12 protein-coding genes are annotated in these 11672 nt (G+C 38.4%); 11 read left to right on the top strand and 1 reads right to left on the bottom strand.

What is annotated here, in order from left to right:
- On the bottom strand, positions 1–213 hold a 213-nt coding region (locus tag AC1DCY_RS15435), incomplete at its 3' end, for a hypothetical protein (protein ID WP_477351493.1).
- A gap of 226 nt (positions 214–439) precedes the next feature.
- Between AC1DCY_RS15435 and sleB the strand changes: the two genes are divergently transcribed.
- The 11 genes from sleB to AC1DCY_RS15380 all read left to right on the top strand — a co-directional run bounded on the left by sleB (position 440) and on the right by AC1DCY_RS15380 (position 11518).
- Entirely contained in the window at positions 440–1261 is an 822-nt protein-coding gene (sleB, locus tag AC1DCY_RS15430; protein ID WP_477351491.1) for a spore cortex-lytic enzyme, read from the top strand.
- A 15-nt stretch (positions 1262–1276) separates the two neighbouring features.
- The gene (locus tag AC1DCY_RS15425; RefSeq protein ID WP_477351490.1) at positions 1277–2560 is read left to right on the top strand and encodes a PepSY1/2 domain-containing protein; all 1284 of its coding nucleotides are present in this window, start codon (positions 1277–1279) and stop codon (positions 2558–2560) included.
- A gap of 84 nt (positions 2561–2644) precedes the next feature.
- Positions 2645–3304, top strand: coding sequence for a flagellar brake protein (locus AC1DCY_RS15420; RefSeq protein ID WP_477351489.1), 660 nt, complete (start codon positions 2645–2647; stop codon positions 3302–3304).
- A 231-nt stretch (positions 3305–3535) separates the two neighbouring features.
- Positions 3536–4210, top strand: a complete 675-nt coding sequence (gene cmk / locus AC1DCY_RS15415; RefSeq protein ID WP_477351488.1) for a (d)CMP kinase — start codon at positions 3536–3538, stop codon at positions 4208–4210.
- A gap of 102 nt (positions 4211–4312) precedes the next feature.
- On the top strand, positions 4313–5449 hold the full coding sequence (gene rpsA, locus AC1DCY_RS15410) for a 30S ribosomal protein S1 (protein WP_477351486.1): 1137 nt from the start codon (positions 4313–4315) through the stop codon (positions 5447–5449).
- Positions 5450–5693: 244 nt separating this feature from the next.
- Positions 5694–7004: a ribosome biogenesis GTPase Der gene (gene der / locus AC1DCY_RS15405; protein ID WP_400719972.1), complete on the top strand. Its 1311-nt coding sequence runs from the start codon at positions 5694–5696 to the stop codon at positions 7002–7004.
- A gap of 195 nt (positions 7005–7199) precedes the next feature.
- Positions 7200–8216, top strand: a complete 1017-nt coding sequence (locus AC1DCY_RS15400) for an NAD(P)H-dependent glycerol-3-phosphate dehydrogenase (RefSeq protein ID WP_477351484.1) — start codon at positions 7200–7202, stop codon at positions 8214–8216.
- Between the two features lie 233 nt (positions 8217–8449).
- A complete protein-coding gene (locus tag AC1DCY_RS15395; RefSeq protein WP_477351483.1) occupies positions 8450–8662 on the top strand; it encodes a DUF2768 domain-containing protein in 213 nt (70 codons plus the stop codon).
- Positions 8663–8684: 22 nt separating this feature from the next.
- The gene (locus AC1DCY_RS15390) at positions 8685–9476 is read left to right on the top strand and encodes a hypothetical protein (protein ID WP_477351481.1); all 792 of its coding nucleotides are present in this window, start codon (positions 8685–8687) and stop codon (positions 9474–9476) included.
- Between the two features lie 91 nt (positions 9477–9567).
- Positions 9568–11046, top strand: coding sequence for a stage IV sporulation protein A (spoIVA, locus tag AC1DCY_RS15385; protein ID WP_477351480.1), 1479 nt, complete (start codon positions 9568–9570; stop codon positions 11044–11046).
- A gap of 199 nt (positions 11047–11245) precedes the next feature.
- On the top strand, positions 11246–11518 hold the full coding sequence (locus AC1DCY_RS15380; protein WP_004232618.1) for an HU family DNA-binding protein: 273 nt from the start codon (positions 11246–11248) through the stop codon (positions 11516–11518).
- The last annotated feature ends 154 nt before the right edge of the window (positions 11519–11672 follow it).

The raw sequence follows: 11672 nt of genomic DNA, 5'->3' as shown, positions 1-11672 counted from the left end.
CATCTGCTGCTGCCGCTTCGCTTTCGCGCAAAAAACATCTGCTGCTGCCGCTTCGCTTTCGCACAAAAAACATCTGCTGCTGCCGCTTCGCTTTCGCACAAAAAACATCTGCTGCTGCCGCTTCGCTTTCGCGCAAAAAACATCTGCTGCTGCCGCTTCGCTTTCGCACAAAAAACATYTGCTGCTGCCGCTTCGCTTTCGCGCAAAAAACATCTGCTGCTGCCACTTCGCTTTCGCGCAGATAAAACCCTTATGCTGTCGCTTCGCTTTCGCACAGACAAAACACGTTGCCCGCTACGTTAGCACTGCGCTTTCGCACAAAAAACATTTGCAGGCCTAAGCACAAAGCCGATTCCAGACGCGATTTTGCCAAGGCAAAATATTGATATGTATAAAATGGGTCGTTTGTTTCAAGCTATGAAAAAAAGGAGTGATGATAATGCGTTTTGTAAGCATAGTTTTTGCTTTGATGTTGGGGATTAGTATATTTGCTATTCCACAAAATGACGCCATTGCATTTACCGAGCAACAGATTTCTCGTGGTGCTTATGGTGATGATGTAATTGAGCTACAGGCAAGGCTACAATACTTAGGGTTTTATAAAAGTAAAATTGATGGCAAATTTGGCTATAACACATATTGGGCTTTACGAATTTTCCAAGAAAAATATGGTTTACCAGTAGATGGAATAGCCGGTGCTAAAACTAAAAAAACTTTATCTGGTTATTCAGATTACGATGAAGGATGGGTAAAAGCGCAATTAAATGCAGGAAATCAATTTACTTATTATGGTGGCACACCACTTGAACAGCAAGTGAAAACAAACACTGGTGGCGGTGGTGGAGGAGGTAAAAGTAGCGGTAGTAGTAATAATAATGGGACTAAGACTCAAGTGCCTCCAAAGTATACCGACAGAGATGTACAGTTAATGGCGAATGCGGTTTATGGTGAAGCTAGGGGAGAGCCTTATGAAGGTCAAGTAGCTGTAGCGGCTGTTATTTTAAATCGTTTGGAAAGTCCTGAATTCCCAAACACTATTTCAGGTATAATTTTCCAACCCCTGGCATTTACCGCGGTGGCAGATGGACAAATTTGGCTTGAACCAAATGAACGTGCAAAAGAAGCAGTTCTTGATGCTATGAATGGATGGGATCCTTCAGAAAATGCACTGTATTATTTTAATCCGAAAACAGCTACAAGTAAGTGGATTTGGTCACGACCTCAAATTAAACGAATTGGAGAACACATTTTCTGTTCATAGAAAGGAGGAAAATAAATGAGAACTATGCTCGTTATACTCACTGCGGCAGTTATTGGCTTAGGGGCATATAGCATTAATATGCACGGAAAAAATGTAAGTTTACAACGTACTGTGCTAGCTCAGTACACAGATAATTTAACGGATGCATCAGAGAAATTATCGCATCTACAACAAGCTGTCTCACAATCTCTATTGTTTCAGGATGATAATGCCATTCACAATGAGTTAGATTCCGTTTGGCGACTAAGCTCCGACGTTCGATCTTCGATGTCGAATATTCCTATCGGGCAGGAAATGTCGAACGACTGGCTAAGTTATTTAGGACGTCTAGGAGATGAGGCACAGAAAACATCTAAAACTGGTGATTATAAAGCTTGGCGAGAAAAAATGCCACAAGTATCAACGAATTTACAATCACTTTCAGATGAATGGTCAGCTGCAACAGTAGATTTTTATAAAAATAACGGCAAAATGGATGTCTGGTTAAGACAAGTAGATACTAAAAATCCAAATACAACTTTTGATAATGTACAAAAGACATTAAAAGGTTACAGCGAAAAAGACTTCCCACTTACATTAAGCGAATCGGATTGGCAGAAAAAAATAGATCTTAAAGCATTGCAAGATTCAGTCATTACTGAAAAAGAAGCACTGGAAAAAGTAAAACAATTATTCCCTATCATAAAAGATGCAACATTTACGGTGACGAAAAGTAGCGATACTGCACCATATCCGTTTTATCATATCCAATTCCACCAAGATATTCGTTTAGGATATGTCGATCTAACAGAAAAGGGTGGACATTTAATATCCTATTTAGTGGAACGTCCAGTAGATGAGGCAAGGCTATCACAAGATGAAATTATGAAAAAAGCTGAAGAATATGTAAAACGACTTGGAATGAATGATGTTGCATTTGTGGAATCTCGTGAAAACCATCAAGCATGGCATGTGACATTTGCACGTGTTCACCCTGGCGATAATGCATTGATTTATGCAGATGGCGTGCAATTAAAACTTGCTAAGGATACAGGCGAGTTACTTGGTGCAAATGCGATGGAATATATTCAGGCAGAGACGATTAAACCACAAACTGCAAAACCAATTGATTGGAAAACTTTCTTTGATGATGATGTGAAAGTACAAGAAGTAAGAAATATTTATACAGATAACGGTTCATTTGAACAACGTCTTTGTTATGAAGTTATTGCAGTCCGTGATAAAAATGCGCAAGAAACATACCGAATTGTTATTGACGCTGAAAATCACAATGTTTTAAAAGTGGAATATTTAACTTAATATAAGAAAAAACTACCAGTTGATATAGCCAAAATGGGCATCTCGTGCGATAATAAAGGTATATTTGTGTTCGGGGAGATGCTCATGGAAATAAAAATTGGTACACAATTAGAACTAGAGCCAACTTATACAGATCGTGCTGAAAAATTCCGCTGTAAAGTTGTAGAACAAAAAGAAAATATTCTTTACATCGATTATCCAATAAATGTTGCCACAAAGAAAACAGCTTTTTTAATAGATGGTTCTGAATTTAGAGCAACTTTTCGTACGGAGGATAAGCTATCATTTGCTTTCAATACTGAAGTGATTGGACGTAAAGCTGGTAATATACCTATGATTATGTTGCATTGTCCAACGGCAGATGACTTTATCAAAATTCAGCGTCGTGAATATGTACGTGTGGAAACGCCTGTGGATGTAGCGATACAGTTTAAGGATTACAAATATCAGTTAGTAACATCGGACATTAGCGCAGGTGGTTTGGCAGTTACCTTGAAAGGGGCAATTGCTTTCCAAGATGATGATGAGGTTAAGTTAACAATCGTTTTACCATACGCCAATGGGGATGTAAAATACGTTGTCACGGATGCAACGGTTGTTCGTATATTCGAAAAAGATGACAAAAAATTTGCAACTATACAATTAACGGATACTGATGATGTAGACCAACAGCATATTGTTCGTTTCTGCTTTGAACGTCAATTAGTGAATCGTCGTAAAGAAATAAATCCTTTTGATGCTTGATTTTTACGCTTATTAACTTCTTTCAGCAGGTGTCCAAATACCCGCTGAAATAGAGGAACTCAGTCTAAGAACGCCAAACCCAACCTCTATTGGTGAGTGGAAAATTCCATGAAATTTTGCAGGGAATTTACACACCTTCAAATCGAGTAGTATTTTTGATTTAAGAAAGCCCTCTGCTTAAAGAGGGCTTTTTTATGATACAATATGGTGTGATAGAAAGTAGGGGAGTATATGAAAAAAAACATTCAAATTGCGATTGATGGACCTGCTGGTGCAGGGAAAAGCACAATCGCGAAAATTGTTGCAGAGGCACTTGGATTTACTTATATCGACACAGGTGCTATGTATCGTGCTGTGACGTATAAAGCAATGCAACAAAACATACATTTAGATGATGAAACAAAATTAGCAGAAATGCTTGCATCAAGCACAATTGATTTAAAGCCTTCTTCTGAAGGACAACTTGTCTTTTTAGACGGCAAGAACGTGTCGGCAGAAATTCGATCAAATGAGGTAACTTCATCTGTTTCACAAGTAGCGGCACATGCTAAAGTACGTGAACTATTAGTAGCACAGCAACAAAAGCTTGCGGCTAATGGTGGTGTTGTTATGGATGGGCGCGATATTGCTACGCATGTATTAAAGACTGCAGAACTAAAAATCTTTATGTCTGCAACTGTAGAAGAGAGAGCAAGACGTCGTTTTATTGACAATCAAAAACGAGGAATTGAATCTTCTATTGAAAAGCTTCAAGAAGAAATTGCCCTGCGCGATAAAATGGATAGCGAGCGTGAAGCATCGCCACTAATTCAGGCAGAAGAGGCTATATTTTTAGATACGACGGCATTGTCAATTGATGAAGCAGCACAGGCCATTTTAAAATTAGCGCAAGAAAAAATGGTATAAATCCTAAAATTTCAGACAATTTTTGAATTTAAAGGATTTATTTTTGTCTTTATCTTCAATTTCGAATAAAATAGTAAGGGAAGATGCGAAGGAGGGTTACATATGTCTGAAGAAATGAACTATGCAGAACAAACGTTTAACGAAGGTGATATCGTCAAAGGTATTGCAGAGCAAGTTGATGAGAAAGCGGTAACTGTTTCAATTCCAGGTGCACAATTTGACGGTATTGTACCAATAAGTGAATTATCAAGCTTACACATTGAAAAAGCGTCTGACGTAATTTCAGTTGGAGATGAGTTAGAGTTGATGATTACAAAAGTTGAAGAAGAAAACTATGTATTATCAAAACGTAAAGTAGATGCTGTAAAAGCATGGGATACACTTGAGCAACAATTCAACGCTGAGGAAATTTTCGAAGCGGAAGTAAAAGATATTGTTAAAGGTGGTCTTGTCGTTGATTTAGGAGTACGTGGCTTCGTTCCAGCATCCCTAGTAGAAGACCACTTTGTTGATGATTTTGAAGACTATAAAGGCAAATACCTTAGCTTTAAAATTGTTGAGCTAGATAAAGAAAAAAATCGATTAATTTTATCACATCGTGCTGTAGTGGAAGCTGAAAAAGCATCTCAAAAGAAAGATGTTATTAACCAGATTAAAACTGGTGATGTTTTAGATGGTAAAGTACAGCGTATCGCATCATTTGGCGCATTTATTGACCTTGGTGGTATTGATGGCCTTGTGCATATTTCACAAGTGTCTCATGAGCATGTGAGTGATGTGAGTGAGGTTTTATCAGAAGGACAAGAGGTGAAGGTGAAAGTCCTTTCTGTAGACCCGGAAAATGAGCGTATTTCGCTATCCATTAAGGAAACGATTCCTGGTCCTTGGTCGAACATCGAAGAGCGTGCAGCTAAAGGAACAGTGCTTGATGGAAAAGTAAAACGTCTTACTTCATTTGGAGCATTTGTGGAAGTTTTCCCTGGTGTAGAAGGTTTAGTGCATATTTCGCAAATCGCGCATAAGCATATTAACACACCACACGAAGCTCTAAAAGAAGGACAGGATGTACAGGTGAAGGTGCTTGACGTTAATGCTGAAGATGGCCGCTTAGCATTGAGCATTAAGGATTTACTTGAAAATCCTGAGGCAGAGGAAGTAGTCGACTATGAATTACCAGAAGAAAACAAAGGTTTCTCTTTCGGTGATGTCATTGGCGATAAACTGAAAAATTTTAAATAAACTAGACAAGCGGGGATACAGTTTGTGTCCTCGCTTTTTTATGGCGGAAATGGATAGAATAAATAAGACTCGAAGATAACCACATCACATCGATCATTCAAATAGAACAGCCGAAATGATATAAAAATTCCTAAATAGATGGAAAGAACGGTACATAGCGCGCCCCTTCATGGATATGATATGATATAATGGCATTTTTCGTGTATAATAGCGAAAGACAAGAAGTTGGAAGGATGAAGTACAGATGACGAAACCAGTAGTAGCCATCGTAGGTCGTCCGAACGTAGGTAAGTCGACGATTTTTAATCGTATCGTTGGAGAACGTGTCTCGATTGTGGAAGATATTCCAGGCGTTACACGCGACCGTATTTATAGTTCGGCAGAGTGGTTAACACATGATTTTAATATTATTGATACAGGTGGTATTGAGATTGGAGACGAGCCGTTTTTAGAGCAAATTCGTCAACAAGCAGAAATTGCCATTGATGAAGCAGACGTTATAATCTTTATGACAAATGGTCGTGAAGGTGTAACAGCTGCTGATGAGCAAGTTGCTAAAATTTTATACAAAACAAAAAAACCGGTCGTTTTAGCAGTGAATAAAATTGATAACCCGGATATGCGCGAGATGATTTATGATTTCTATGCGCTTGGCTTTGGTGAGCCTTGGCCAATTTCTGGTTCTCACGGCTTAGGCTTAGGGGATTTATTGGATGAATGTGCAGAACATTTCCCTAAGGAAGATGAAGAACAATATGGAGACGAGGTTATTAAATTCTCGTTAATTGGTCGACCAAATGTAGGGAAATCTTCATTAGTAAATGCATTTTTAGGCCAAGACCGCGTTATTGTGAGTAATATCGCGGGTACTACTCGGGATGCTATTGACACGCCTTATGAGTATGATGATCAGGAATATGTCATTATAGATACTGCAGGTATGCGTAAAAAAGGGAAAGTATACGAAACGACAGAGAAGTATTCTGTATTACGTGCGTTACGTGCAATTGAACGCTCTGATGTTGTTTTAGTCGTTCTAAATGCAGAAGAAGGCATTCAAGAACAAGATAAAAAAATTGCAGGCTATGCGCATGAAGCTGGAAAAGCTATTGTCATCGTTGTTAACAAATGGGATGCTATTGAAAAAGACGAAAAAACAATGAACGTCTTTACACAGCAAATTCGTGAGCATTTCTTATTCTTAGACTATGCTCCAATTATTTTTGTATCAGCCAATACAAAGCAGCGTGTACATCAAATTTTACCGATTATACAACGTGTAAGTGAAAACCATGCAATGCGTATTCAATCATCTATCCTTAATGAAGTGATTGAGGATGCAGTGGCACGCAACCCAGCACCAACTGATAAAGGCCGCCGTCTTCGCATCTACTATGCTACCCAAGTTGCGATACAGCCACCTACTTTTGTGGTGTTTGTTAATGAGCCAGAGCTAATGCATTTCTCTTATGAACGATTTTTAGAAAATCGTATTCGAGAAACATTTGATTTTGAAGGAACGCCAATTCGTTTAATTACTCGTGCTCGTGCTTAGGAAAAATATACACATACAATACGCCAACCCGACAATACTTGTTGGGTGGCGTCTTTTTACAAGAGAGGAAAGAATAATTTTTCTAATGTCTACTAATAAGATTGCTTTGAAAGCTTTACTGTTATAAGCCTTTCTCTAGCATTTTTTATAACTAATATGAGTGAATTGTCTTTTCTAAACAAGGGAGGTTTTTGAATGGAAAAAGTTTGTGTGTTAGGGGCAGGCTCATGGGGTTCAGCGCTTGCGATGGTGCTTGCAGAAAACGGGCATGATACACTTCTATGGACTCATCGAACAGATCAAGCTGAAGAAATTAACAATCTGCATACAAATAGGAAGTATTTACCTGAAACGGAGCTGCCAGCAAATTTGTATGCAACAAGTGATATTGCTCAAGCAGTTGCTCATTCGGAGATAATTGTCGTAGCTGTACCTACTAAGGCTATTCGAGAAGTATGTGAAAAAATGATAGCAACACTCGATAAAAAAGTACTGTTTGTTCATGTATCGAAGGGAATTGAACCAGATACGTTAAAACGAATTTCAGAAATTTTAGTAGAAAGTCTACCAGCTGAATTTGTAGAAGAGATTGTTGTACTTTCAGGTCCAAGTCATGCAGAGGAAGTTGTCTTACATCACCCGACAACTGTTACAGCCGCTTGTGCAAGCATTGAAGCCGCAGAAAAAGTACAGGATTTATTTATGAATCAATTTTTCCGTGTCTACACAAACAAAGATATGATTGGCGTAGAAATAGGTGGCGCCTTAAAAAACGTAATCGCATTAGCTGCAGGTATTTCCGACGGCTTAAATTATGGTGATAATGCCAAAGCGGCACTTATTACTCGAGGATTAGCTGAGATTTCACGTCTTGGTGTTAAAATGGGGGGGAATCCATTTACATTCTCAGGACTTACAGGCATGGGAGACTTGATTGTAACATGTACAAGTGTGCACTCTCGTAATTGGCGCGCAGGTAATTTACTCGGGCAAGGAATGAAACTGCCAGAGGTTCTAGAACAAATGGGCATGGTTGTTGAAGGGGTACGCACAACAAAAGCTGCCTATCAACTAGCAGAGAAATATGACGTTGCTATGCCAATAACTACGGCGCTTTATAGTGTTCTATTTAGTGATATAGAACCGAAAGTAGCGGTTGATACATTAATGATGCGTATGAAAAAGCGAGAAATCGATGACATGATTTTCTAATAATATATAAATCAACATGCCTGATCTATTTGATTATTCTTGTCATAAAATGGACATAAATAAGGTGTCTCAGTGAATAACTGAGACACCTTATTGTGTGCTAAAGTCTATAACGCTATAAAGGTGTTGTCCATTTGATGATAGTTATTGGACATCTATTTCTTTTTAGCGAAAGCACATAGTATAATATACTTTGATTGTTTCGAGACGTTGAAGAAAGGTGGTTGTCTTAAATGGGTCCGTTAGCACATTTGCCCTCGCTTGATGTAATGTGGGTATCATTTTATTGTATCGGTTTTATGATTATATCTGTTGGTTTAATTTATTTAGCTCGTAATAAGGTTTCGAATGGTTTTTTACGTACAATCGTAAATTTAATTGCATACATACTATTTGGGCTAGGCACATTTTTAATGGTACTAATTGTAGCCACATGGCCAGCATAAAAAATGATGAGGTGGAAGTGACATGAAAAAACTAAGTGCTTTTCTATTGGTAATTGTAACCGCTGTACTTCTAGTAGGTTGTGCTTATCCAGAAGACGAAAAAAGGGCGAAATTAGTGCCTGATGCTGACCAATTAGCTGCGGTTCAGCGTGCGGTTGATGAATACCGTGAAGCAACTGGTGGACTAGTTCCAATTAAAAATAGTGAGCTAGATACAGATTTATATATAAAATATTTAATTGATTTTGAAAAACTAATGCCAAAATATCTTTCACAAATTCCAGGGAACGCCTACGAAAAGGGTGGGATTTTCCAGTATATTATTTGGGATCCTGAGAATGAAGCGAAAGTAAAATTGGTAGATTTAAATGCTGCAGAGCGAATTCGTGAAATTAATATTCGTAAACTATCTACTCAATATTTACCGATAAAGGGTGCAACTTCAGATAATGTATTTCAAATTAACTTTGAAGAATTGGGCTATAAAAAAGATGTTACTGTAAAAAGCCCTTACTCTGGTACCGAATTACCGATATTTATGACAGGCGATGGTGAAATGCATGTCGACTATTCAATCGATTTAGGTCAATTGCTAAAAGAAGACAAGCCTGATGTGAAACCTGGAGATGATATTCGTCAGCTACTTGTCGATAAATATCCAGTCGTACCTGCTTATTCTATTCCTTATACGGTAGACGAAAAGGGTGAGCCAGTTTATTTTATGGACGCCTATAATAGTGACGCAAAAAAAGCTAGAGAAAAAGCTACAGAAAAAGCAATTCAAGAGTCTGAATCCAAAACTAAAAAAGATTAGTCGATAAGCTCCTTACATTTGTGAGGAGCTTTTCATATTTATCTATAAGCTCGCATATAGTGAAAAAGCGTAGATAAAGGAGGCAGAAACCTTGAGTGAAGCAGTATTTAGAGAAATTGCAGAGCGCACAAATGGCGATGTTTATATTGGTGTTGTCGGTCCAGTACGTGTAGGTAAATCCACATTTGTAAAAAAGGTTATGGAAGCGGTCGTGTTACCGAATATAGTGGATGAAACAGAAAGAATGCGGGCACAAGACGAGTTGCCACAAAGCTCGCCGGGGCCAGTCATTATGACTGCTGAGCCGAAGTTTGTGCCTGCCCAAGCAACACGTATTGCTGTCGGTGATGATGAAATGTCGTTCCAAATTCGTTTAGCAGATTGCGTTGGTTATATCATTGAAGGGACAAAGGGCTATGAGGATGAAAATGGACCAAAATATGTCCATACACCTTGGCATACAGAGCCTATCCCTTTCCAAGAAGCGGCGAAAATAGGCACAGATAAAGTAATTCGTGACCATGCCAATATTGGAATTGTTGTAACAACAGATGGCACGGTAAATGGTATAAGTCGTCGTGCGGCTGAGAAGGCTGAAGAGGAAATTGTAGAACAATTAATGGATATTGGAAAACCTTTTGTTATTGTTTTAAATTGCCAAATGCCAGCACGAGAGGAAACAGTACAGCTTCGAAATGAGCTATTTGAGCGCTATAATGTTCCAGTAATTGCTACTTCGATTGATCAAATGCGTGCATCTGATATTCAGTTTATTTTGCAAGAAGCATTATTTGAATTTCCAATTCGAACAATTGAGGTGGAAAAGCCAGATTGGTTAGATGTTTTAGATGCAACGCACCCATTGAATGTTGCATTAATTGATTCGATGGAAGAAGTGTTGTCATCTATTATGAAAATTAGAGATGTACAGCAGGCATCAGATGCCTTTAAAGCCATTGATTTTATCGACCAGAGTGAAGTGGTACATGTTGATGCTGGTGTTGGGACCGCGGTCATACGAGTGTCATTACAAAGTGAGCTATATAAGTCGGTTTGTAATGAATGGCTAGATGAGCCAATTGAGACGAAGCGAGATTGGTTACTCTTTATTAAAGAAGCAGCAGAAGCAAAAGAGGCGCAAAAACGCTTTAAAAATGCTATTAGTCAAGCAGATTCGACTGGTTATGGTGTAACATTGCCGATGATGCAGGAGTTTGAGCCAACAGCACCAGAGCTCATTAAACAAAATAATTTTTATGGTGTGCGTATGAAAGCAAAAGCACCATCATACCATATCATTCGTGTAGATATGGAATCAGAATTCGCGCCACTCATTGGCTCTGAATTCCATAGTCAACAATTGCTTAAGGATTTAAATCATGCTTATTTACATGATCGTGACGCTTTATGGAATACACAGCTTTTTGGAACTCCGTTACATGAAGTGTTAAAAGAAGGAATTCGCTATAAAATGGATGCTGTTCCAGCTACAGCCAAAAAACGGATGCGACAAACAATTGAACGTATGGTGAACGAGGGTGATAGAGGATTAGTTACATTTATTTTGTAGCGAAAAAATGAAAAATAAAGCACAAAAAATTATTACAGGGCTCTTCGTTTTTATGCGAAAAGTCCTGTTATTTTTGTTTTTTGGGTGAAAAACGCATTTTTTGGTTATAATCATGTATGAATACAGTTGCGTAGCGGTTTTCTATGTGTTAATCTTTTTACAGAATTGGTTCATGACCCTTTGAGAGGAGGTGAATGGTGTGAATAAAACAGAATTAGTAAACTCTGTTGCTGAAGCTGCAGGTCTTTCTAAAAAAGACGCTTCTAAAGCAGTTGAAGCTGTATTTGATACAATTCAAGATGCTCTTGCAAAGGGTGACAAAGTACAATTAATTGGTTTTGGTAACTTTGAAGTACGTGAACGTGCGGCTCGTAAAGGTCGTAACCCACAAACTGGTAAAGAAATCGAAATCGCTGCTAGCAAGGTACCTGCTTTCAAACCAGGTAAAGCGCTTAAAGATGCTGTAAAATAATACACGTCTAGTAGTTACATAGAGCAGTCTTCATGTAAAGAGCATGAAGGCTGCTCTTTTTAATTTCTTTCAGCGGATGTTCATACATCCGCTGAAAGAAGTTAAAGCTTCCTGGAATCAATTAGCCGAGCCATAATTGATCTTTCACTACGAA

This window comes from Lysinibacillus sp. 10T31 (genome assembly GCF_056394365.1).
The sequence above is the reverse complement of the archived record's forward strand: the minus strand, read 5'-3'. Positions and strand labels throughout refer to the sequence as shown.

Excerpts from the sequence above, each read along its gene's own strand:
- sleB (WP_477351491.1), top strand. The coding sequence starts at position 440 with ATGCGTTTTGTAAGCATAGTTTTTGCTTTGATGTTGGGGATTAGTATA.
- AC1DCY_RS15425 (WP_477351490.1), top strand. The coding sequence starts at position 1,277 with ATGAGAACTATGCTCGTTATACTCACTGCGGCAGTTATTGGCTTAGGG.
- AC1DCY_RS15420 (WP_477351489.1), top strand. The coding sequence starts at position 2,645 with ATGGAAATAAAAATTGGTACACAATTAGAACTAGAGCCAACTTATACA.
- cmk (WP_477351488.1), top strand. The coding sequence starts at position 3,536 with ATGAAAAAAAACATTCAAATTGCGATTGATGGACCTGCTGGTGCAGGG.
- rpsA (WP_477351486.1), top strand. The coding sequence starts at position 4,313 with ATGTCTGAAGAAATGAACTATGCAGAACAAACGTTTAACGAAGGTGAT.
- der (WP_400719972.1), top strand. The coding sequence starts at position 5,694 with ATGACGAAACCAGTAGTAGCCATCGTAGGTCGTCCGAACGTAGGTAAG.
- AC1DCY_RS15400 (WP_477351484.1), top strand. The coding sequence starts at position 7,200 with ATGGAAAAAGTTTGTGTGTTAGGGGCAGGCTCATGGGGTTCAGCGCTT.
- AC1DCY_RS15395 (WP_477351483.1), top strand. The coding sequence starts at position 8,450 with ATGGGTCCGTTAGCACATTTGCCCTCGCTTGATGTAATGTGGGTATCA.
- AC1DCY_RS15390 (WP_477351481.1), top strand. The coding sequence starts at position 8,685 with ATGAAAAAACTAAGTGCTTTTCTATTGGTAATTGTAACCGCTGTACTT.